The organism is Sphaerotilus uruguayifluvii (genome assembly GCF_013294065.1).
In the GTDB taxonomy this organism is placed as follows: Bacteria; Pseudomonadota; Gammaproteobacteria; order Burkholderiales; family Burkholderiaceae_C; genus Sphaerotilus; species Sphaerotilus uruguayifluvii.
This window is the reverse complement of record NZ_JABSNM010000026.1, coordinates 1-20,885: the sequence shown is the minus strand read 5'-3', so window position 1 is coordinate 20,885 and position 20,885 is coordinate 1. Positions and strand designations below refer to the sequence as shown.

21 protein-coding genes are annotated in these 20,885 nt (G+C 68.4%); 15 read left to right on the top strand and 6 right to left on the bottom strand.

Going from position 1 to position 20,885, the window contains the following annotated elements:
* Positions 1–22 precede the first annotated feature (22 nt).
* The 9 genes from nuoI to HNQ01_RS20200 all read left to right on the top strand — a co-directional run bounded on the left by nuoI (position 23) and on the right by HNQ01_RS20200 (position 8,086).
* Positions 23–514: an NADH-quinone oxidoreductase subunit NuoI gene (nuoI, locus tag HNQ01_RS20240; protein WP_353621747.1), complete on the top strand. Its 492-nt coding sequence runs from the start codon at positions 23–25 to the stop codon at positions 512–514.
* 84 nt (positions 515–598) lie between these two features.
* Positions 599–1,258 carry an NADH-quinone oxidoreductase subunit J gene (locus HNQ01_RS20235; protein WP_173807325.1) on the top strand — a complete coding sequence of 220 codons (660 nt, stop codon included), beginning with the start codon at positions 599–601 and terminating at the stop codon, positions 1,256–1,258.
* Complete coding sequence (gene nuoK, locus HNQ01_RS20230; protein WP_037482719.1) at positions 1,255–1,560, top strand: NADH-quinone oxidoreductase subunit NuoK; 306 nt, start codon at positions 1,255–1,257, stop codon at positions 1,558–1,560. The genes HNQ01_RS20235 and nuoK overlap by 4 nt, the downstream gene beginning before the upstream one ends.
* Positions 1,561–1,581: 21 nt before the next feature.
* A complete protein-coding gene (nuoL, locus tag HNQ01_RS20225) occupies positions 1,582–3,603 on the top strand; it encodes an NADH-quinone oxidoreductase subunit L (protein ID WP_173807324.1) in 2,022 nt (673 codons plus the stop codon).
* 18 nt (positions 3,604–3,621) lie between these two features.
* Entirely contained in the window at positions 3,622–5,094 is a 1,473-nt protein-coding gene (locus tag HNQ01_RS20220) for an NADH-quinone oxidoreductase subunit M (protein ID WP_173807323.1), read from the top strand.
* Positions 5,095–5,113: 19 nt separating this feature from the next.
* Entirely contained in the window at positions 5,114–6,595 is a 1,482-nt protein-coding gene (gene nuoN, locus HNQ01_RS20215) for an NADH-quinone oxidoreductase subunit NuoN (RefSeq protein ID WP_173807322.1), read from the top strand.
* A 28-nt stretch (positions 6,596–6,623) separates the two neighbouring features.
* Entirely contained in the window at positions 6,624–6,923 is a 300-nt protein-coding gene (locus HNQ01_RS20210) for a DUF2818 family protein (RefSeq protein ID WP_173807321.1), read from the top strand.
* Between the two features lie 34 nt (positions 6,924–6,957).
* A complete protein-coding gene (locus HNQ01_RS20205) occupies positions 6,958–7,578 on the top strand; it encodes an NUDIX domain-containing protein (protein ID WP_173807320.1) in 621 nt (206 codons plus the stop codon).
* A 10-nt stretch (positions 7,579–7,588) separates the two neighbouring features.
* Positions 7,589–8,086, top strand: a complete 498-nt coding sequence (locus HNQ01_RS20200; protein WP_173807319.1) for a DUF1178 family protein — start codon at positions 7,589–7,591, stop codon at positions 8,084–8,086.
* Positions 8,087–8,089: 3 nt separating this feature from the next.
* Here HNQ01_RS20200 and HNQ01_RS20195 read toward each other — a convergent pair whose 3' ends face one another.
* Together HNQ01_RS20195 and HNQ01_RS20190 are read right to left on the bottom strand one after the other, a co-directional pair.
* Positions 8,090–9,526, bottom strand: a complete 1,437-nt coding sequence (locus HNQ01_RS20195) for an FAD-binding oxidoreductase (RefSeq protein WP_173807318.1) — start codon at positions 9,524–9,526, stop codon at positions 8,090–8,092.
* Positions 9,523–9,951: a DUF2069 domain-containing protein gene (locus HNQ01_RS20190; RefSeq protein WP_173807317.1), complete on the bottom strand. Its 429-nt coding sequence runs from the start codon at positions 9,949–9,951 to the stop codon at positions 9,523–9,525. The genes HNQ01_RS20195 and HNQ01_RS20190 overlap by 4 nt, the downstream gene beginning before the upstream one ends.
* Before the next feature lie 45 nt (positions 9,952–9,996).
* Here HNQ01_RS20190 and HNQ01_RS20185 point away from each other — a divergent pair, with 45 nt between their 5' ends.
* Both HNQ01_RS20185 and HNQ01_RS20180 read left to right on the top strand, forming a co-directional pair.
* Positions 9,997–11,229: a YihY family inner membrane protein gene (locus tag HNQ01_RS20185; protein WP_286181026.1), complete on the top strand. Its 1,233-nt coding sequence runs from the start codon at positions 9,997–9,999 to the stop codon at positions 11,227–11,229.
* A 161-nt stretch (positions 11,230–11,390) separates the two neighbouring features.
* A complete protein-coding gene (locus tag HNQ01_RS20180) occupies positions 11,391–13,040 on the top strand; it encodes a methyl-accepting chemotaxis protein (RefSeq protein ID WP_173807315.1) in 1,650 nt (549 codons plus the stop codon).
* A gap of 17 nt (positions 13,041–13,057) precedes the next feature.
* On the opposite strand, the gene HNQ01_RS20175 is transcribed toward HNQ01_RS20180, so the two are convergent.
* Positions 13,058–13,942 carry an alpha/beta fold hydrolase gene (locus HNQ01_RS20175; RefSeq protein WP_173807314.1) on the bottom strand — a complete coding sequence of 295 codons (885 nt, stop codon included), beginning with the start codon at positions 13,940–13,942 and terminating at the stop codon, positions 13,058–13,060.
* Positions 13,943–14,049: 107 nt separating this feature from the next.
* Between HNQ01_RS20175 and HNQ01_RS20170 the strand changes: the two genes are divergently transcribed.
* Positions 14,050–14,517, top strand: a complete 468-nt coding sequence (locus tag HNQ01_RS20170) for a CBS domain-containing protein (RefSeq protein WP_173807313.1) — start codon at positions 14,050–14,052, stop codon at positions 14,515–14,517.
* On the opposite strand, the gene HNQ01_RS20165 is transcribed toward HNQ01_RS20170, so the two are convergent.
* On the bottom strand, positions 14,460–14,969 hold the full coding sequence (locus tag HNQ01_RS20165) for a HAMP domain-containing protein (RefSeq protein WP_173807312.1): 510 nt from the start codon (positions 14,967–14,969) through the stop codon (positions 14,460–14,462). The genes HNQ01_RS20170 and HNQ01_RS20165 overlap by 58 nt on opposite strands.
* A 111-nt stretch (positions 14,970–15,080) precedes the next feature.
* The gene (locus tag HNQ01_RS20160) at positions 15,081–15,644 is read right to left on the bottom strand and encodes a chemotaxis protein CheW (RefSeq protein WP_173807311.1); all 564 of its coding nucleotides are present in this window, start codon (positions 15,642–15,644) and stop codon (positions 15,081–15,083) included.
* A gap of 162 nt (positions 15,645–15,806) precedes the next feature.
* On the opposite strand from HNQ01_RS20160, the gene aroC reads away from it, so the two are divergent.
* The 3 genes from aroC (at position 15,807) to cybH (ending at position 19,514) form a co-directional block, all read left to right on the top strand.
* Positions 15,807–16,919 carry a chorismate synthase gene (aroC, locus tag HNQ01_RS20155; RefSeq protein ID WP_173807310.1) on the top strand — a complete coding sequence of 371 codons (1,113 nt, stop codon included), beginning with the start codon at positions 15,807–15,809 and terminating at the stop codon, positions 16,917–16,919.
* A gap of 257 nt (positions 16,920–17,176) precedes the next feature.
* Positions 17,177–18,760: a methyl-accepting chemotaxis protein gene (locus tag HNQ01_RS20150; RefSeq protein WP_286181023.1), complete on the top strand. Its 1,584-nt coding sequence runs from the start codon at positions 17,177–17,179 to the stop codon at positions 18,758–18,760.
* A gap of 10 nt (positions 18,761–18,770) precedes the next feature.
* The gene (gene cybH / locus HNQ01_RS20145; protein ID WP_173807309.1) at positions 18,771–19,514 is read left to right on the top strand and encodes a Ni/Fe-hydrogenase, b-type cytochrome subunit; all 744 of its coding nucleotides are present in this window, start codon (positions 18,771–18,773) and stop codon (positions 19,512–19,514) included.
* 45 nt (positions 19,515–19,559) lie between these two features.
* On the opposite strand, the gene HNQ01_RS20140 is transcribed toward cybH, so the two are convergent.
* On the bottom strand, positions 19,560–20,885 hold a 1,326-nt coding region (locus HNQ01_RS20140; protein WP_173807308.1), incomplete at its 5' end, for a nickel-dependent hydrogenase large subunit.

Sequence of the window (20,885 nt, the reverse complement as noted above, 5' to 3'; positions counted from 1 at the left end):
CGAGCCAGCAAGGAAGCACACCGTGTCTGCTGTCAAGGATTTTGTCTCCAGCTTCATGCTGCTGGAGCTGCTCAAGGGAATGAAGCTGACGGGACGTCACTTCTTCCAGAAAACGGTCACCGTCCAGTTCCCGGAGGAGAAGACCCCGCTGAGTCCGCGCTTCCGCGGCCTGCATGCGCTGCGTCGCTACGAGAACGGCGAGGAGCGCTGCATCGCCTGCAAGCTGTGCGAGGCGGTCTGCCCGGCGATGGCCATCACGATCGAGGCCGGCGAGCGCGCCGACGACGGCAGCCGCCGCACGACGCGCTACGACATCGACCTGACCAAGTGCATCTTCTGCGGTTTCTGCGAAGAGAGCTGCCCGGTCGACTCGATCGTCGAGACGCACATCTTCGAATACCACGGCGAGAAGCGCGGCGACCTGTACTTCACGAAGGACATGCTGCTGGCCGTCGGTGATCGCTACGAGAAAGAGATTGCAGCCAACAAGGAGGCGGACGCCAAGTACCGGTAAGCCTTTCCGTCCAGACTCGCCGATGCCGTCACGATGACGGCCACGGCGGGTCTCGGCCTGCGCCACCGAGTACCCGACATCGACATGGATACCAATACCGCGCTCTTCTACGTCTTCTCCGCCGTGCTGCTGTTCGCGGGCTTCCGCGTCATCACGGCCCGCAGCCCGGTGCATTCGGCGCTGTTCCTCGTGCTGGCCTTCTTCAGCGCCTCGTGCGTCTGGATGATGCTGCACGCCGAGTTCCTCGCGATCTCCCTCGTCCTGGTGTACGTCGGCGCCGTCATGGTGCTGTTCCTCTTCGTCGTGATGATGCTCGACATCAATCTCGACGTGCTGCGTCAGGGTTTCTGGAAGCATTTCCCGGTCGCCGGCCTGGTCGGCGTGATCATCGCGCTCGAGATGGCCTGGGTGCTGCAGCGCGGCTTCAACATGCCGAGCCCGAAGCCGATGGAAGGCGCCGCCGGCATGCCCAACACCAAGCTGCTGGGCATCGAGATCTACACCGACTACCTCTACCCGCTGGAACTGGCCGCGGTGCTGCTGCTCGTGGCGATCATCGCCGCGATCGCGCTGACGCTGCGTCGCCGCAAGGACGTGCGTGGGCAGAACCCGTCGGAGCAGGTCAAGGCGAAGAAGGCCGACCGCCTGCGCATCGTCAAGATGGACGCCGTGCGCGAGCTGCCGTCGCAGCCTGCCGCCGCCGCGACCGCACCGGCCGCTGACGCCGCGAAAGGAAAGGCATGATCACCCTCGGACACTATCTGACGCTGGGCGCGATCCTGTTCGCGCTGTCGGTGATCGGCATCTTCCTGAACCGCAAGAACCTGATCGTGCTGCTGATGGCCATCGAGCTGATGCTGCTGTCGGTCAACCTGAACTTCGTGGCCTTCTCCCACTACCTGGGTGACATGGCCGGCCAGGTCTTCGTGTTCTTCATCCTGACGGTGGCCGCGGCCGAGTCCGCGATCGGTCTGGCCATCCTGGTCGTGCTGTTCCGCAACCGCTCGACGATCAACGTCGACGAGCTCGATTCGCTGAAGGGCTGACGCCAAGGGGAAAACCAGAAAATGTCTCAGCTCTCGCAATCGACCCTGCTGGCGGTGCCGCTGGCGCCCCTGGCGGGCGCCATCATCGCCGGCTTCTTCGGCAAGGCCGTCGGCCGCGCCGGCGCGCATGTCGCGACCATCCTCGGCGTGCTCGTCGCCTTCATCCTGTCGGCGATGACGCTCGTCGACGTGATCGGCGGCGCCCGCTTCAACCAGACCGTCTACGAGTGGATGGTGCTGGGCGACCTGAAGATGGAAGTCGGCTTCATGATCGACGGTCTGACCGCGATGATGATGTGCGTGGTGACCTTCGTGTCGCTGATGGTGCACCTGTACACCATCGGCTACATGGAAGAGGACCCCGGCTACCAGCGCTTCTTCAGCTACATCTCGCTGTTCACCTTCTCGATGCTCATGCTGGTCATGAGCAACAACTTCCTGCAGCTGTTCTTCGGCTGGGAAGCGGTGGGCCTGGTGTCGTACCTGCTGATCGGCTTCTGGTTCAAGAAGCCGACGGCGATCTTCGCCAACATGAAGGCCTTCCTGGTCAACCGGGTCGGCGACTTCGGCTTCATCCTGGGCATCGGCCTGATCGTCGGCTACACCGGCTCGCTGAACTACACCGAAGTGTTCGGCAAGGCGGACGAGTACGCCAAGCTCGGCTTCGCCAACCCCTTCGGCGGCGAGCCGTGGATGCTGATCACCGTGACCTGCATCTGCCTGTTCATCGGCGCGATGGGCAAGTCGGCGCAGTTCCCGCTGCACGTCTGGCTGCCGGACTCGATGGAAGGCCCGACCCCGATCTCGGCGCTGATCCACGCGGCGACCATGGTGACGGCCGGCATCTTCATGGTGACGCGCATGTCGCCGCTGTTCGAGCTGTCGGACACCGCGCTGAACTTCATCCTGGTCATCGGCTCGATCACCGCGCTGTTCATGGGCTTCCTGGGCATCATCCAGAACGACATCAAGCGCGTGGTCGCCTACTCGACGCTGTCGCAGCTCGGCTACATGACGATCGCGCTGGGCGCCTCGGCCTACTCGGTCGCGGTGTTCCACCTGATGACGCACGCGTTCTTCAAGGCGCTGCTGTTCCTGGGCGCCGGCTCGGTGATCATGGGCATGCACCATGACCAGGACATCCGCAACATGGGCGGCCTGCGCAAGTACATGCCCATCACCTGGATCACGTCGCTGCTGGGCTCGCTCGCGCTGATCGGCACGCCGTTCTTCTCGGGCTTCTACTCGAAGGACTCGATCATCGAGGCGCTGGCCGCCAGCCACCTGCCGGCCGCGCCGATCGCGCACGCCGCGGCGATCATCGGCGTCTTCGTGACGGCCTTCTACTCGTTCCGGATGTACTTCCTGGTCTTCCACGGCAAGGAACACTTCCATCACAAGCCCTTCCCCGGCGAGCACGACCATCACGACGACGACGAGCACGGCCACGGCCATGCGCACACGCCGCACGAGTCGCCGTGGGTGGTGACGGTGCCGCTGCTGCTGCTGGCGATCCCCTCGGTCGTGATCGGCTACCTGACGATCCAGCCGATGCTGTACGGCGACTTCCTGAAGGACGCGATCTTCGTCGACCTGCACCGCCATCCGGCGATGGAGGAACTGGCGAGCGAGTTCCATGGCGCCGCGGCGATGGCGATGCACGCCGTGTCCACGCTGCCGTTCTGGCTGGCCCTGGGCGGCGTCGTGACGGCCTTCGTGTTCTACATGCTGGTTCCGGCCGTGCCCGCGTTCTTCGCGCGCTCGCTGGCTCCGCTGGTGACGCTGATGGAAAACAAGTACTACATGGACTGGATCAACGAGCACATCTTCGCCGCTGGTGCGCGCCTGCTGGGCCGTGGCCTGTGGAAGGTGGGTGACGTGACCCTGATCGACGGCGCCGCCGTCAACGGGTCGGCTCGCCTGGTCGGCTGGATCGGTTCGCTGGTCCGGCTGTTCCAGACCGGCTACATCTACCACTACGCACTGGTCATGCTCGTCGGCGTCTTCGCGCTGATGACGTGGTTCGTCTGGCTGCAGCGCTGAGCGGGGAGGCATCAGAACATGGCATACCTCTCCCTTGCGATCTGGATCCCGATCCTCTTCGGCGTGATCCTGCTGGCCATCGGCCGTGACGACCAGCCCGGCACCTCGCGCTGGATCGCGCTGGCGGGCTCGATCATCAGCTTCCTGGTGACGATTCCGCTGATCACCGGCTTCGACACGAGCACTGCCGCGATGCAGTTCGTCGAGAAGATCAGCTGGATCCCGCGCTTCAACGTCAACTACCACCTCGGCGTCGACGGCATCTCCGTCTGGTTCGTGCTGCTGACCGCCTTCATCACCGTGCTGGTGGTGGGCGCGGGCTGGGAGGTCATCACCGACCGCCCGCACCAGTACCTGGGCGCCTTCCTGATCATGTCCGGCCTGACGGTCGGCGTGTTCTCGGCGGTCGACGGCCTGCTGTTCTACATCTTCTTCGAGGCGACCCTGATCCCGATGTACATCCTCATCGGCATCTGGGGCGGTCCGCGCCGCGTCTACGCCGCGATCAAGTTCTTCCTGTACACGCTGGCGGGCTCGCTGCTGACGCTGATCGCGCTGGTCTACCTGTACTACAAGTCGGGCGGCAGCTTCGACATCCTGGCGTGGCACAAGCTGCCGCTGCCGATGGACGTGCAGACGCTGATCTTCTTCGCCTTCCTGGCCGCCTTCGCGGTGAAGGTGCCGATGTGGCCGGTGCACACCTGGCTGCCGGACGCCCACGTCGAGGCGCCCACCGGCGGCTCGATGGTGCTGGCCGCGATCATGCTGAAGCTGGGCTGCTACGGCTTCCTGCGCTTCTCGCTGCCGATCGCTCCGGACGCGTCGCACCACTGGTCCTGGCTGATCATCACGATGTCGCTGATCGCCGTGATCTACATCGGTCTGGTCGCGCTGGTCCAGCACGACATGAAGAAGCTGGTGGCGTACTCGTCGATCGCCCACATGGGCTTCGTCACGCTGGGCTTCTTCTACTTCAGCGAGCTGGGCATCTCCGGCGGCCTGGTGCAGATGATCAGCCACGGCTTCGTGTCGGGCGCGATGTTCTTCTCGATCGGCGTGCTGTACGACCGCGTGCACTCCCGCGAGATCGCCAGCTACGGCGGCGTCGTCAACGTGATGCCCAAGTTCGCGGCCTTCGCGGTGTTCTTCGGCATGGCCAACTGCGGTCTGCCGGGCACGGCCGGCTTCATCGGAGAGTGGATGGTCATCCTGGGTGGCGTGAAGTACAACTTCTGGATCGGCCTGCTGTCGGCCACCGCGCTGATCTTCGGCGCCGCCTACACGCTGTGGATGGTCAAGCGCGTCTACTTCGGTGACGTCACCAACGACCACGTCCGCGAACTCACCGACATCAACGCCCGCGAATTCACGATCCTGGCGGTCCTGGCGATCTGCACGCTGGTGATGGGCCTGTATCCGAAGCCCTTCACCGACGTGATGCATGTCTCGGTGACCGAGCTGATCCGCCACGTCGGCGTCTCGAAACTGTGATCACGGAGCGCTGCACCCCATGACTGCAATGAACTGGCTCGCGGTGTATCCCGAGATCCTCCTGCTGGTGATGGCCTGCGTGGTCGCGCTGGCCGACCTCTTCGTCACCGATCCGAAGCGCACCCCGACGCACCTGCTGTCTCTGCTGTCGCTGGCTGCCGTCGGCGCGATGCACTGGGTCTACCTGAACGACGGGCAGACCTACTATGCGATGAACCGCATGGTGGTCTCCGACCCGATGGGCCATCTGCTGGCCCTGTTCGCGGTGATCGCCGTCGGCGTCACGCTGGTCTACGCGCGCCCCTATGCCGAGAGCCGCGACATGCTCAAGGGCGAGCTCTACACCCTGAGCCTGCTGTCGCTGCTGGGCATCTCGGTGATGGTGTCGGGCAACAACTTCCTGATGCTGTACCTCGGCCTGGAGCTGATGAGCCTGTCGCTGTACGCGCTGGTGGCGCTGCGCCGCGACCATGCCCAGTCGACCGAGGCGGCGATGAAGTACTTCGTGCTCGGCGCGATGGCTTCCGGCTTCCTGCTGTACGGCATGTCGATGCTGTACGGGGCGACCGGCACGCTCGACATCGGCCAGGTCTTCCAGGTCATCGCCAAGGGCGAGGCCAACCGCCAGGTGCTGACCTTCGGTCTGGTGTTCATCGTCTCCGGCCTGGCCTTCAAGCTCGGCGCCGTGCCCTTCCACATGTGGGTGCCGGACGTCTACCAGGGCGCACCGACGGCCGCGACGCTGCTGATCGCCGGCGCGCCGAAGATCGCCTCGTTCGGCATGGCCATGCGCCTGCTGGTCGACGGCATGCTGGGCCTCGCGGTGGACTGGCAGCAGATGCTGGGCGTGCTGGCGGTGTGCTCGCTGGCGGTGGGCAACCTGGCGGCGATCGCGCAGACCAACCTCAAGCGCATGCTGGCCTACTCGACCATCGCGCAGATGGGCTTCCTGCTGCTCGGCCTGATCTCGGGCGTGGTCAACGGCAACACGCTGTCGGCCGCCAACGCCTACAGCTCGGCGATGTTCTACATCCTGACCTACGTGGTCACGACGCTGGGCACCTTCGGCCTGATCATGCTGATGGCGCGCGACGGCTTCGAGGCCGAGGAGATCGCCGACCTGGCCGGCCTGCACAAGCGCAGCCCGATGCTGGCGGCCGTGATGGCCATCTTCATGTTCTCGCTGGCGGGCGTGCCGCCGATGGTCGGCTTCTACGCCAAGCTCGCGGTGCTGCAGGCGCTGGTCTCGACCAACGACCCGGTGCTGCTGCAGCTGGCGATCTTCGCGGTGGTGATGTCGCTGATCGGCGCCTTCTACTACATCCGCGTCGTCAAGGTCATGTACTTCGACGAGCCGAAGGACAGCAGCGCGATCGTCACCGCCGGTGGCGCGCGTGCGGTGCTGTCGCTCAACGGCGCGGCGGTGCTGGTGCTGGGCATCGTGCCCGGCGGCCTGATGACGGTCTGCGCGCAGGCCATCGTCAAGGCGCTGGCGACCTGAGCCGCGTGTCGACCGAGGTGACCCAGAGGTGATTTCCTCCGCCTCCGTGTGGCTGGTGCTGCTGCTTGCGGCAGTGCTGGCCAACCTGCCGTTCCTCAACGAACGGCTTTTTGCTTTCGGCCCGCGGCGCGAGCCCAAGGGCGTCGCGTGGCGGCTGGTCGAGCTGATGCTCTACACCGGCGTGGTGATCGGCATCGGCCGGGCGCTGGAGGCCAGCGGCAGCCAGGCTGCGCCGCAGGGCTGGCAGTTCTACGCGGTGCTGCTGTGCATGATGCTGACGCTGGCCTTTCCGGGCTTCGTCTGGCGCTACCTGCGCCGCCATCGCTGATCCTTCCCGGCGCCGCCGTCAACCGACCGATCCCATGCTGCCCGAGCTTGCCGACCTGCCCGAGGGCGACGACCACCTGCGCGAGCAGCGCCTGAGCTCGACGCTGGCCCATTCGGGCCGCTTCCTGCAGGTGATGCACGACGAGGTGCGGCTGCCTGACGGCTCGGCCTCCTACCGCGAATACATCGTCCACCCGGGCGCGGTCATGGTGGTGCCGATCCTCGACGACGGCCGCCTGCTGCTCGAGCGCCAGTACCGCTATCCGCACCACCGCGCCTTCATCGAGTTCCCCGCGGGCAAGATCGATGCCGGCGAGGCCGGCATCACCTGCGGCGTGCGCGAGCTCTTCGAGGAGACCGGCTGCACCGCGACCGAGTGGGCCTGCGCCGGCGAGCTGCGCAACGCGATCGCCTATTCCGACGAGCGCATCGAGATCTGGTTCGCGCGCGGCCTGACGGTCGGCGAGCGCCGGCTCGACGAGGGCGAGTTCCTCGACGTCTTCGCCGCCAGCGAGCAGCAGCTCTCCGACTGGATCCGCGACGGCGAGGTGACCGACGCCAAGACGATGATCGCGCTGCTGTGGATCCAGCAATGGCGCGCCGGCCGCTGGGACTTGAGCTGGAAGAGCGCGGACGACTGGGGCGCGGTCCGATAATTCCGCTGCCATGAAAGTATTCGATCTGCAGTGCGTGGCCGGACACGGCTTCGAGGGCTGGTTCGGGTCCGAGGAGGACTATCAGTCCCAGTGCGCGCGCGGCCTGCTGAGCTGTCCGCTGTGCGGCACGGCCGAGGTGGTGCGCCTGCCCTCGGCTCCCCGACTCAACCTGTCGACCTCGACCTCGGCCTCCTCGTCCCGCACCGAGGGCAGGGCGCCCGCATCCCGGCCCGCCGTCGCGCCGGCCTCGCATCCCGCGCCGGCGCCGACGCCGGAGCAGCAGCAGGCCGAGGCGATCTTCCTGCAGGCCGTGCGTCATGTGCTCGCGCACACCGAGGACGTCGGCAGCCGCTTCGCCGAGGAGGCGCGGCGCATCCACCACGGCGATGCCGAGACCCGCGGCATCCGCGGTCAGGCCACGCCCGAGGAGCGCCGCGAGCTGCGCGAGGAGGGCATCGAGGTCTTCGCGCTGTCGGTGCCCGAGGGCCTGAAGGGGCCGCTGCAGTAGCCGTCAGGCCGGCGGCCCCGCCACCGGCAGCATCCGGTCCGGGTTCATCCGGCCGTCCGGGTCCAGTGCCTGCTTGATCGAGCGCATCAGCGCCAGCGCCACCGGCGACTTGCGCCGCTGCAGCTCGTCGCGCTTGAGCCGGCCGATGCCGTGCTCGGCCGAGATCGTGCCACGGTGTGCCTGCACCGCGTCGTGCACCAGCGCGTTGACCGCTTCCTCCTGCTCGGCCAGGAAGCGCTTCGGATCCTCGCCCTCGGGGGCCTGCACGTTGTAGTGCAGGTTGCCGTCGCCGAGGTGGCCGAAGGTGACCGGGCGCACGCCGGGCCAGCGCGCGCGCAGCGCCGCGTCCGTGCGGGCCACGAACTCGGGAATCGCCGACACCGGCAGCCCGATGTCGTGCTTGATGTTGAGGCCCTCGGCCGACTGCGCCGCCGACACCGACTCGCGCAGCTGCCACATCGCGCGCGACTGCGCCAGCGACTGCGCCACCGCCGCGTCGCCGATCGTGCCGGCCGCCAGCGCGCGCGCCAGCAGCGCCTCGAGCAGGCCCTGCGCATGGGCCTCGCCCTCGCTGTCGGAGAGTTCCAGCAGCACCGTCCAGGCGCAGGCCGGCAGCGGCTGCGCGATCTGCGGGAAATGCCGTGCCACCAGCGACAGCGCATGCCGGCCGATCACCTCGAAGCCGGTCAGCGCATCGCCCGCCTGGCCGCGCGCCAGGCGCAGCAGCGCCACGCAGGCCTCGAGCGAGTCGCAGGCCGCCAGCGCGGTGCGGGTGGCCGCCGGCTGGGGCTGCAGCTTCATGACCGCGGCGGTGATCACGCCCAGCGTGCCCTCGCTGCCGATGTAGAGATGGCGCAGGTCGTAGCCGGTGTTGTCCTTGCGCAGGCCGGACAGCCCGTCCCAGATCTCGCCGGCCGGCGTCACCACCTCCAGCCCCAGGCACAGCTCGCGTGCATTGCCGTGGCGCAGCACCTGGGTGCCGCCGGCGTTGGTCGCCAGGTTGCCGCCGACGGTGCAGCTGCCCTCCGAGGCCAGGCTCAGCGGCAGCCACAGCCCTTCGGCCTCGGCGGCCTGCTGCGCGGCCTGCAGCACGCAGCCGGCCTCGACCGTCATCGTCAGGTTGGCAGCATCGATCGCGCGCACCCGCTCGAGCCGGCGCAGGCTCAGCAGCAGCTGCGTGCCGCTGGCGTCGGGCACCGAGGCGCCGACCAGGCCGGTGTTGCCGCCCTGCGGCACGACCGCGACGCGGTGCTCGGCGCACAGGCGCATCACCTGCGCGACCTCCTCGGTCGTGCCGGGCCGGGCCACCGCCAGCGCGCGGCCCGGCCAGCGCCGGCGCCAGTCCACCGTCCAGGCCGACAGATCGCCCTCGCGCAGCACCTGCGCCGCACCGATCCGAGCGGCGAGATGCGCGAGGAACTGCGAGGTGTCCAGGCTCATGCGGCGGGCTCGGCCGCCTTCTCTGCGACCTGCAGGCGACCGGCTGCCAGCCGGGCACGCACATGCCAGGCGCAGGCCGCGAACAGCAGCACGGCCAGCACGATCTCCGACAGCGCCAGCGCCGGGCCGGCCGGAGCGCGCTCGCCCAGGACCCGCACGCCTCCCTCGGCGGCGTAGAGCCAGACCGCCAGGCTCAGCCAGCGGTAGGTGTACAGGCGCATGCGCCACAGGCCGGGCAGGGCCAGCAGCAGCGGCAGCACCTTCAGCGCCAGCGTGCCGCGGCCGGTCGGTGCGATCAGCAGCTCCCAGAGCAGGCCATGCGCGATCAGCGCCAGCGCCAGAGCCAGCGCCGTCCAGCGGCTGTGGCGCACCGGCGCGGTCGGGGCACGGGGAACATCGTCGGGAGCGGGAGTGTCGTTCTTCATCTCGGGTGATCGGCGGGGCCGCAGGGCTTTGGCATGATAGCCGGCATGACATTTTCCCGATCCGCGGCCCACCCGCCGTGGCGCGAGACCCTGGCCGCGCTGCTGCAGCGCTTCCGCGAGGATCGCCTCGGCGTGATCGCCGGCAGCCTGACCTTCACCACCACCGTCTCGCTGGTGCCGCTGCTGACGGTCGCGTTCGCGATCTTCACCGTCTTTCCGATGTTCGCCAGCTTCCGGCGTGCGCTGGAGACCTATTTCCTGCAGAACCTGGTGCCCGACGCGATCGCGCGGCCGGTGCTGCAGCAGCTGACGCTGTTCTCGCTGAAGGCCACCCGGGTCGGCGCGGTCGGCCTCGTCGTGCTGGTCTTCACCGCGATCGCGCTGCTGCTGACCATCGACCGCGCGCTCAACGGCATCTGGCGGGTGCGCCAGCCGCGTCCGCTGGCCCGGCGCGTGCTCGTCTACTGGACGACGGCGACGCTCGGGCCGCTGATGCTGGGCTTCAGCCTGTCGCTGACCTCCTACGCGCTGAGCGCCTCGCGCGGCGTCGTCGAGACCCTGCCCGGGGGCGTGTCGCTGCTGCTGGGGCTGCTCGAGCTGGGCATGATGGCCGGCGGCATGGCGACGCTGTTCCGCTTCGTGCCCTTCACGCAGGTGCGCTGGCGCCATGCGCTGGCGGGCGGCTGCTTCGTCGCGGTCGCGCTGGAGATCGCCAAGCGGCTGCTGGCCTGGTATCTCGGCCTGACCTCGACCTACGCGACCATCTACGGCGCCTTCGCGACGCTGCCGATCCTGCTGGTGTGGATCTATCTCGGCTGGGTCATCGTGCTGCTGGGCGCGGTGATCGCCGCCTACGCGCCGAGCCTGGACCGCCGGGTGGTGCGCCGCGAGCACCGGCCGGGCTGGCGCTTCACGCTGGCGCTGGAGCTGCTGGGCGAGCTCGACCGCGCCCGCCGCGGCCCGGAGCGCGGCCTGGCGCTGCTGCCGCTGTGCACGCGGCTGCGCCTGGATCCGCTGCAGGCCGAGCCGGTGCTGGAGGTGCTGCAGCGGCTGGACTGGTGCGCCCTGCTGGCCGAGCCGGGCGAGCCGCGCCATGTGCTGCTGGTCGACCCGCAGGTCACGCCGCTGGCGCCGCTGGTCGAGCGGCTGCTGCTCGCCGACGACGGGCTGCTCGCCCCGCTGAAGCGGCACACCGGCCTGGCCCTGCTGAATCTGGCCGATGCGCTGGGCCCCGACCCGGGCGAAGGTCGGGGCGAGGCGGCTGATTCCGTTGGCTGAATTCGCGCCGACCTGAATCGAAGCAAGGCCGGAGGCCGGGCGGTTTTTGTGGTTTCGATCCTGGCCGGCACCCTCTAGTCTTGCGCAGTTCTCGCGTTGTCGCGCGAGGCACGTGTTCCTGTCGTTCCCCCAATCAGGCAGTCCGAGGGAAGGAAAACTGCATGCGCACCAACTTGCCGGTCACCCAGCGGGAATACCCCTTTCCTGCCGGACAGGCGCTGGTCTCGACCACCGATCTGCAGGGGCGGATCCTCTACTGCAACCCGGCCTTCATCGAGGTCAGCGGCTATGCCCGGGAGGAGCTGCTCGGTCAGCCGCACAACATGATCCGACACCCCGACATGCCGGAGGAGGCCTTCCGCGACATGTGGCAGACCATCGAGGCGGGCGAGCCCTGGTCGGGGCTGGTGAAGAACCGGCGCAAGAACGGCGACCACTACTGGGTGATGGCCAATGTCACCCCGCTGCTCGATGGCGACCGGCCGGTCGGCTACATGTCGGTGCGCACCGTCCCGGATCGCCAGCAGGTCAGTGCGGCCGAGGCGCTCTACCAGACGATGCGCGAGGCCGCCCGCCAGGGCGGGGGCGGGCCGCGCCTGAAGGCCGGCCGGCTGGCGCCGCAGGGGGCGCTGGCCCGCCTGGGCGAGCGGCTGAACGGGGAAGGGCACTGGCGGGTGCAGGCGCTGTGCCTGCTGGCCACGCTGGGCGGCTGGGGCTCGGCCTGGATGATGGCGAGCTGGCCAGGATCGGCATCCGCCGCGGGCGCGGCGCTGCTGTCGACCGCCAGCGTGCTGGGCGTGGCGGCCCTGATCCGGCGCCAGAGCGGCCAGCCGCTGCGCCGGCTGCTGCGCTTTGCCAACCGGCTCGCCGCCGGCGACCTGACCGGCCGGCTGCCCGCCAGCGGCGGCGGACTGAGCGGCCGGCTCGAGCGTGCGCTCAACCAGCTCTCGGTCAACCTGCTGGCCATCGTCGGCGACACCCGCGCCGGCGTCGAGCAGCTGCGGCACACCTCGAACGAACTGGCCGACGGCAACCGCAATCTGGCCGAACGCACCGAGTCGCAGGCGTCCAGCCTCGAGCAGACCTCGGCCTCGATGGCCGAGATCACCGAGACGGTCCGCCACAGCGCCGACACCGCCCGCGACGTGGCCGACGTGGCGCGCCAGGCCGCCGACGTGACCGCGCGCAGCACCGAGGCCGTGCGCGAGATGTCCTCGACGATGAGCGCGATCGCCGACGCCTCGCAGCGCATCCGCGAGATCACGCAGGTCATCGACGGCATCGCGCTGCAGACCAACCTGCTGGCGCTCAACGCGGCCGTCGAGGCGGCGCGGGCCGGCGAGCAGGGGCGCGGCTTCGGCGTCGTCGCCGGCGAGGTGCGCCAGCTGGCCCAGCGCACCTCGATGGCCGCGCGCGAGATCAAGGACCTGATCGAGGACGCGGGCCTGAAGGTCGAGGCCGGCTCGGAGCAGACGCACCGGGCCTGCAGCACGATGGAGGAGGCACAGTCGGCGGTGCATCGCATGAGCGAGCTGGTGGCCGGCATCAGCGCCGGCACCTCCGAGCAGCTCAACGGCATCTCGCAGATCAACGAGGCCGTCTCCCACATGGACCAGCTGACGCAGAAGAACGCCGCGCTGGTCGACGAGCTGTCCTCGGCCGCGGAGTCGGTCACCGTGCAGGCCCAGGTCGTCACCGAGGCGGTCGCGGTGTTCCGGCTGGACGCGCGGGGCGGTGCGTCGCCGGCCTCCGTCGACGCGGTCGCGCTGCGGCGCGAGATGAAAGCCCGGCGCGCCGCGGCGGCGACCTGAGCCGGCGTGCCTGCGCGTCAGCCGGCGTCGTCGCCCAGCGCCGCCTGCAGCGCCGCGGCGAAGCCGGCCGGATCGTCCTCCATCATCGTGTGACCGGCCTGCGGCAGCAGGTGCAGCCGCGCCTGCAGGCCCTCGAGCAGCAGCCCGGTGCGGCGCACCGGCGTCATGCGGTCCTGCTCGGCGCAGATCAGGTGGCAGCGCGGCCGCGCCGGCGCCTGCATCAGGCGCTGCATCGCGGCGGGCGCGCCCTCATGGCGGTCGCAGGCCGCCAGGTCGAGCTCGAGCAGCGTGCGGGAGCCCTCGGGCAGCCAGGCTGGCGGGCAGCCGTCCAGCACGCGGTGCATGCGCTCGACGCCGGCCTGCTGCCGCGCCGGCAGGCCCGCGGCCTCGCCCGCATGCGACAGCGAGGCGATCAGCCCGATCGCTTCGAGCGGCGCCTCGCCCGCCTGCTGCAGCAGCGCTGGCGCGACCCGCATCGGAAACGCGGTGCCGACCATCACCAGGCGTTCCACCCGCGGCGCCTCGCCGCTGTCCGCCAGCCGTGCCGCCGCGTCCAGCGCGATCAGCGAGCCCATGCTGTGGCCGACCAGCGTGACCCGCGCGAGGCCGGCGGCCTGCAGCAGCGCGACCAGCGTGCCGGCCATCGCGGCGACGTCGGTGTCGGCCGGACCCTCGCTGCCGCCATGGCCGGGCAGGTCCGGAGCCAGGACCGCCTGTCCCTGCCGCAGGCAGTCCTCGACGGCACCGGACCAGACGCCGTGGTCGTTCAGCGCGCCATGCACGAACACGACGCAGTGCGCGTCCGGGCCGACCGGAGCGGCGCCGGTCAGCGCGAGCAGCCGGCGACCGTTCACGGTGAAGGGGCGGAGGATGGTGTCGGTCATCTGCGGCACGGGCGGCATGGGGCGTGTCTCCTCGGGGTGAACTTGTGCACGTTGTGGGCTATATTGGCGCAACACCGCCGTTTCGCGCGTCCCGAATCCGACAACTCCAAGCCAAGGGCTCCCCCATGAAAGTCAGCGACATCCTGCGTGTCAAGGGAAACACGCTCTTCACCGTCACCCCGGACCAGCCTCTGGCCGACGCGATCACCGTGATGGCCGAGAACGACATCGGCTCGCTGGTCGTCATGGAGCATGGCGACCTGGCCGGCATGCTCACCTTCCGCGAGGTCATGCAGGCCGTGGTGCGCAACAAGGGCAGCGTCGGCTCGATGATGGTGCGCAGCGTGATGGACGATCATCCGCTGACCTGCACGCCGGGCACCGAGATGGACGAGGTGCGCCGGATGATGCTCGAGCGCCACGCGCGCTACATGCCGGTGATGAGCGCCCGCACGCTGATGGGCGTGATCTCGTTCTACGACGTCGCGAAGGCGGTCGTCGACAGCCAGGACTTCGAGAACCGCATGCTCAAGGCCTACATCCGCGACTGGCCGGCCGAGGCCGGCAGCGACGAGACCGCCTCGCGCGCCTGAGCAGCACGTCCGGCACGGGCGGCCGGTGCGCCGCCCCCGCGGGCCTGACGAGGCGCCGGTGACGGCCTCTCGTCAGGCCCGTCGTCTTCCTCGGTCGGCAGCACCACCGCCAGGTAGTCGCCCAGCTCGCGGATGCGCAGCAGCACGCGTCCGCTCTCGTCGAGCCGCGTCACCGGCACCCGGTGGTCGTAGTCGCCGCGCTGAAGCGCCTCAAGGGCCTTCTCGGCCTGCCGCAGTGGTCGGCTGATCTCCCGTGCGTGCAGATGCACCAGGGCCATCGCGCAGCCCAGCGCCCCGAGCAGCAGGGCACCGGCCAGCGGTGTGTCCGAGTTGCCGAAGTGACCCTGGGCCACCAGAACCGCGGCAGTGGCCAGGCCAAGCGGCAGCAGCGCGCACAGCAGCAGACGGGTCCTGATCGTCGGCGATGAGCGGTGGCGAGAGCGTGAGGTCATGGCTTGTGACTGTTTGTAACGGTCTTCACCATGCCATAAAAAAAGCACGGTGCCCTTAACACACCGTGCTGTGAACGAGTCTGACTGACTCGAGGCTGGAACCGAAAGGTGTTACATGTCGAGCATCGATCCGGTCAGTCCCATGTCGGAACTGCCCATCAGGGCTTCGATGTCGAGCAGGATCAGCATGCGTTCCTGCAGGCTCGCGATGCCGGTGATGTAGTGGGTGTCGACGCTGGCGTCCATGTCCGGAGTCGGCCGCACGGCTTCGCCGGGCAGCTCCAGCACGTCCGACACCGAATCCACCACCGCACCGACGACGCGGCCGTTGATGTTCAGCACGATCACGACGGTGAAGCTGTTGTATTCGGCCGAATCGCAGCCGAACTTCAGCCGCAGGTCGACGATCGGCACGATGACGCCGCGCAGGTTGACCACGCCCTTGAAGCAGGGCGCCGCATTGGCGATGCGCGTCGGGGCCTCGTAGGAGCGGATTTCCTGGACCTTGAGGATGTCGATGCCGTATTCCTCGTTGCCCAGGCGGAAGGTCAGGTACTCGCCGCGCAGGTGCGCCATGCTGGCGCCACCGCCGGCATCCTGTCCGCGCTGCTGGGACTTGCTCGAGGCGCCGGAGGAGGAGCGGGTCGCGGTGGGGGTGTCGAAGGCCGTGCTCATGGGGGGTCCCTGGTGACGATGGGTGGATTTTCGGCATCGACGGGGCCGGGGAAGTCCTGAGCAGCAGGGCATTCGCCGGACAATTCGCGCCGTCGCCGCCGGCAGGGACCGGGCGCCTACAATCGCCGCCATTTCCTCGAACTCTGAGCGCGTCCTCCCACCATGTCCGGCAGCACCTTCGGCCTCCTGTTCCGCGTCACCAACTTCGGCGAGAGCCACGGCCCGGCGATCGGCTGCGTCATCGACGGCTGCCCGCCGGGACTCGAGCTCTCCGAGGCCGACATCCAGCCCGACCTGGACCGCCGCCGCCCCGGCACCAGCCGCCATGTCACGCAGCGCAACGAGCCCGACGCGGTCGAGATCCTCTCCGGCGTCTACGAGGGCAAGACGACCGGCACGCCGATCTGCCTGCTGATCCGCAACACCGACCAGCGCAGCAAGGACTACGGCAACATCCTCGACACCTTCCGTCCCGGCCACGCCGACTACACCTACTGGCGCCGCTACGGCCTGCGCGATCCGCGCGGTGGCGGGCGCTCTTCGGCGCGGCTGACGGCGCCGATGGTGGCCGCCGGTGCGGTGGCGAAGAAATGGCTGCAGCAGCGCCACGGCACCACCTTCGCCGGCTGGATGACCCAGCTCGGCGACGTGGTGATCCCGTTCGAGGACGAGGCGCAGATCCCGGTCAATCCCTTCTTCGCGCCGGCGGGCGAGGCCAAGGTGGCCGAGCTCGAGGCCTACATGGACGCGCTGCGCAAGTCCGGCGACTCGGTGGGGGCGCGGCTGAAGGTGGTGGCGCGCGGCGTGCCGGTCGGTCTGGGCGAGCCGCTGTTCGACAAGCTCGACGCCGACATCGCGCACGCGATGATGGGCATCAACGCGGTCAAGGGCGTGGAGATCGGCGACGGCTTCGGCGTGGTCACGCAGCGAGGGAGCGAGCACGGCGACGAGATGCTGCCGGCCGGCTTCGCCAGCAACCATGCCGGCGGCGTGCTGGGCGGCCTCTCGACCGGCCAGGACCTGGAAGTCTCGATCGCGATCAAGCCGACCAGCTCGATCCGCCTGCCGAAGGCCTCGGTCAACCGGGCGGGCGAGCCGACGACGGTCGAGACCTTCGGCCGTCACGACCCGTGCGTGGGCATCCGTGCCACGCCGATCGCCGAGGCGATGCTGGCGCTGGTGGTGATGGACCATGTGCTGCGCTGGCGCGCGCAGTGCGCGGATGTCGCGCTGCCGGTGCCGCCGCTGGCCGGCCAGATCGCACCGCAGGCCTGAGCGCGCGCTCACACGCGCTCCTGAGCAGCCCGGCGGCAGGCCCTCACGCAGCCGCCGTTGCCAGACCTCCCTCTCGCCGCGGGCCCGCAGACGGGCCTGCCGCACGCGCTCGATCGCAGCGCGTTCCCGGGTCTCGGGCGAAAACCCCGCCGTCTTCCTTGTGCTTCCGTCCTCTCGAAGGTTCGAGGCCGCCCGCTTCAAAATCCGAAGCGCTTCGGTTTCGAGATAAGAGTGCCGTTGCGGGTGTACTTCGGTAATTGCGTTTCGTCGACAAAAATATAATTACCCCGATTGCGTTGATTATCTGCGTCGGTTCTCCTGATCACGTTTTTTCTCGGGTCGGCTCATCCAGCAGATTCGAGAAAAGGGTGGAGGTGCGGGAGCGTCAGCTTGTCGTCCTCATCGAGCACTCCATGGCCTACACGTACGTTCCTGACCAGAAACCGTCCCTGGGCGTTCTTGGCGACAAGACTCTGCTGATCGCCATCGGCATCAGCGCCGTGGTGGCCGTCATCCTCGGGGGGCAGTTCATCGAGCCCAGAGCGGCGATTCTCTCGACGCTGGCCTTGCTGGCCGTGACGGGACTGGGCTACTCGATGAGCCGAGGATCATTCGCCAGCCGAATGATCCTGACGTTCGTGATGGTCACGTTCGTCACCCTGCACATCCATCTCTCCCGGGGGATGGCCGAGTTCCACTCCGGCGCCTGCCTGCTGCTGGCGCTGCTGCTGGTGTACCGGGACTGGCGACCCATCGTGATGGCGACGGTGCTGTTCATCGTCTATCAGTTTGCGATCGACCGCATGCAGGCGGCCGGCTGGCCGGTGTTCTGTCTGGAAAAGCCGAGCTTCTGGCGCATCGTGCTGCATGCGCTGCTGCTGGGGGCCCAGGGCTTCGCCGAGGTGGTGCTGGCGCGCGGCATGGCCCGCATGGCCGCCGAAGGCGAGGAGCTTCAGTTGCTGGTGGCCCAGGTCAACCAGGGTGAAAGCATCGCGCTGGACGTCTCGGACGTGGCGGTGCGCACGCCTGCTGGACGCACGCTCAAGAACACGCTCCACAAGATGGACGCGGTGGTCTCGCTGCTGCGCAGCGGAGCCCATCGCATCCATGTGGCCTGTGCGGAGATTGCCGCGGGCAACCAGGACCTGAGCGCACGCACCGAGACCACGGCCGCCAACCTGCAGCGCGCGAACGCCGGCATGACCGATCTGGCCCGCACGGCCCGCCATGCCGATGACAACGCCTGTCAGGCCAACGACCTGGCGCAGACCGCCAGCCGCGTGGCCGGCGACGGCGGCGCCGTGATCACCGAGGTGATCGACACCATGAAGGGCATCGCCGAGAGCTCGACCAGGATCGCCGACATCATCGGCATGATCGACGGCATCGCCTTCCAGACCAACATCCTGGCGCTGAATGCGGCGGTCGAAGCCGCGCGGGCCGGCGAGCAGGGCCGCGGCTTCGCGGTCGTCGCGTCCGAGGTCCGCATCTTGGCCAGCCGTTCGGCCGAAGCCGCAAGAGAGATCCGCGCGCTCATCGGAGAAAGCGTGGAGCGTGCCGAGCACGGCTCCTCGCTGATGGACCGGGCCGACACGACGATGCGCGAGATCACGCAGTCGGTGACCCGTGTCACCCAGATCATGAGCGAACTCAGCGAGAGCAGCCGCCGCCAGGCCTCCGAGGTCGTGGAGATGGGCGGCGTGATGTCGCAGATGGATCAGGCCACCCAGCAGAACGCCGCCATGGTCGAGCAGATGGCGGCGGCGGCGGGGAGCTTGAAGTCGCAGGCGGACGAGTTGGTGCAGACCGTGTCGGTCTTCCAGTCCCGCGTGGCCGCCTAGGGAGACCGACATGACCTCCTCCGTGAAGACGGATCCTTCGCACGCCAGGGAAGATGCGCTGCGCGACGACCTCTCGGTCATCCAGGCCGGAGCCACCGTCAGGTCGGTCTACGTCTACGAGCTGCCGGTGCGCATCTGGCACTGGGTCAATGCCTTGTCCATCGTCGTCCTGATCATCACGGGCTATCTGATCGCCAGGCCTCTGCCCACGCCGATGGGCGAGGCCAGCGACCATTACATGATGGGCTACATCCGCTTCGCGCATTTCACGGCCGGCTACCTCATGGGCGTGGGCTTCCTCGGCCGGGTGTACTGGGCCTGCGTGGGCAACATCTACTCGAAGGAGCTGTTCTGGGTGCCGCTGTTCCAGCTGGAGTACTGGAAGGACGTCTGGGCGATGTTCCTGTGGTACGCCTTCGTCGTGGATCGCCCTGCACAGTTCATCGGCCACAACCCGCTGGCGCGGGTGTCGATGTTCTTCGTCTACATGGCCGTGTCGGTGTTCATGATGCTCTCCGGCTTCGCCATGTACTCGGAAGGGCAGCAGCCCGGCGCCTGGTACGAGCAGCTGTTCGGCTGGGTCATCACGCTGATGGGGCAGTCGCAGGACGTGCATACCTGGCATCACATGGGCATGTGGGCCACGATCATCTTCATCATGCTGCACATCTATGCGGCGATCCGGGAAGAGATCACGAGCCGCCAGAGCATGGTCAGCACCATGGTCTCCGGCTACCGGACCTTCAAGGACTGACCCGGCGCCGGGGATCCGCGCGACCGAGCCCGGGCACTCCTCCCGTCAACGCACCTTCACGCTGGTCATTTCCTGGCCGTCGGGGCTCATGACGTGCGTCGAGCAGGCCAGGCAGGGGTCGAAGCTGTGCAGGGTGCGCAGGATCTCGACCGGCTGCTCCGGGTTGACCATCGGGGTGTTCAGCAGCGAGGCCTCGAAGGCGCCGATCTGGCCCTTGGCGTCGCGTGGCGAGCCGTTCCATGTCGTCGGCACCACGCACTGGTAGTTCTCGATCCTGCCGTCCTTGATGCGGATCCAGTGGCCGAGCATGCCGCGCGGCGCGGCGACGGTTCCCACGCCCTTGGCCTCCTTCGGCCAGGTGCTCGGGTCCCACTTCTCGATGTTGGCGGTGGCGGTGTCGCCGGCCCTGATGTTGGCGACGAGTTCCTTGAAGTCGTCGTGCATCATCTCGCTGCAGTACTGGCTCTCGAGTGCGCGCGCCAGCGTGCGGCCGATGGTGGTCGGCAGCAGCTGCTTGAGCGTGTACTGCGTCTCGGGCAGACCCAGCGCCTTGGGGAGGTCGCTGTTGATCATGCGGGCCGCAAGGTCCACCTGCTCCTTCGGACGCTGGCAGTGCTTGTTGCCCTTGGATGCGTGCGCATAGGCCAGGATGTAGCGCGACAGCGGGCCGACCTCGACCGCGTGGCCACGCCAGCGCGGCGACTTGATCCACGAGTACTTGGCCGACTCGTCGAGCTGCTCGATGTGGGTGCGCGTGCCTTTGAACTTCGGTCCCTCGGGCCTGTAGTTCGGCTCGGTCACGCCATCCCAGGGATGCAGGCCCCGGGTCTCGTCGGCGTACTGGTACCAGCTGTGGGTCACGAACTCCTGCACCTGCTCGGGGTCGCGAGGATCGATCGGCAGGATCTCGTCCCAGTTGCCGTTCAGGATCACGCCGCCGGGCAGCTGGTGCGTGGCGTGGTCGTAGGGCACCTTCTCGTAGGTGCCGTAGTCGGCCACGTTGGTGGCGCTCAGGCCGCCGCCATGCAGCCAGCCGGCCTGCTTGTAGATCGTGCCGATCGCCAGCACGTCCGGGATGTAGACGTTGTTGTTGAACTCGATCATCTCCCGGATGCGGGCCTCGACGAAGTTCAGGCGCTCCATGTTGATCGGCGCGCCCGAGGCCCCCAGGCCGTCGATGTTGATCGCGCAGGGCATGCCGCCGACCAGGTAGTTCGGGTGCGGGTTCTTGCCGCCGAAGATGGTGTGGACCTTGACCCATTCCTTCTGCAGGTCGAGCGCCTCCAGGTAGTGGGTCACCGCCATCAGGTTGGCCTCGGGCGGCAGCACATAGGCCTTCGAGCCCCAGTAGCCGTTCATGAAGGGGCCGAG

Bases quoted from the DNA above. Each gene is read 5' to 3' on its own strand.
- HNQ01_RS20235 (WP_173807325.1), top strand. From the start codon at position 599: ATGGATACCAATACCGCGCTCTTCTACGTCTTCTCCGCCGTGCTGCTG.
- nuoK (WP_037482719.1), top strand. From the start codon at position 1,255: ATGATCACCCTCGGACACTATCTGACGCTGGGCGCGATCCTGTTCGCG.
- nuoL (WP_173807324.1), top strand. From the start codon at position 1,582: ATGTCTCAGCTCTCGCAATCGACCCTGCTGGCGGTGCCGCTGGCGCCC.
- HNQ01_RS20220 (WP_173807323.1), top strand. From the start codon at position 3,622: ATGGCATACCTCTCCCTTGCGATCTGGATCCCGATCCTCTTCGGCGTG.
- nuoN (WP_173807322.1), top strand. From the start codon at position 5,114: ATGACTGCAATGAACTGGCTCGCGGTGTATCCCGAGATCCTCCTGCTG.
- HNQ01_RS20205 (WP_173807320.1), top strand. From the start codon at position 6,958: ATGCTGCCCGAGCTTGCCGACCTGCCCGAGGGCGACGACCACCTGCGC.
- HNQ01_RS20200 (WP_173807319.1), top strand. From the start codon at position 7,589: ATGAAAGTATTCGATCTGCAGTGCGTGGCCGGACACGGCTTCGAGGGC.
- HNQ01_RS20195 (WP_173807318.1), bottom strand. From the start codon at position 9,526: ATGAGCCTGGACACCTCGCAGTTCCTCGCGCATCTCGCCGCTCGGATC.
- HNQ01_RS20190 (WP_173807317.1), bottom strand. From the start codon at position 9,951: ATGAAGAACGACACTCCCGCTCCCGACGATGTTCCCCGTGCCCCGACC.
- HNQ01_RS20185 (WP_286181026.1), top strand. From the start codon at position 9,997: ATGACATTTTCCCGATCCGCGGCCCACCCGCCGTGGCGCGAGACCCTG.
- HNQ01_RS20180 (WP_173807315.1), top strand. From the start codon at position 11,391: ATGCGCACCAACTTGCCGGTCACCCAGCGGGAATACCCCTTTCCTGCC.
- HNQ01_RS20175 (WP_173807314.1), bottom strand. From the start codon at position 13,942: ATGCCGCCCGTGCCGCAGATGACCGACACCATCCTCCGCCCCTTCACC.
- HNQ01_RS20170 (WP_173807313.1), top strand. From the start codon at position 14,050: ATGAAAGTCAGCGACATCCTGCGTGTCAAGGGAAACACGCTCTTCACC.
- HNQ01_RS20165 (WP_173807312.1), bottom strand. From the start codon at position 14,969: ATGACCTCACGCTCTCGCCACCGCTCATCGCCGACGATCAGGACCCGT.
- HNQ01_RS20160 (WP_173807311.1), bottom strand. From the start codon at position 15,644: ATGAGCACGGCCTTCGACACCCCCACCGCGACCCGCTCCTCCTCCGGC.
- aroC (WP_173807310.1), top strand. From the start codon at position 15,807: ATGTCCGGCAGCACCTTCGGCCTCCTGTTCCGCGTCACCAACTTCGGC.
- cybH (WP_173807309.1), top strand. From the start codon at position 18,771: ATGACCTCCTCCGTGAAGACGGATCCTTCGCACGCCAGGGAAGATGCG.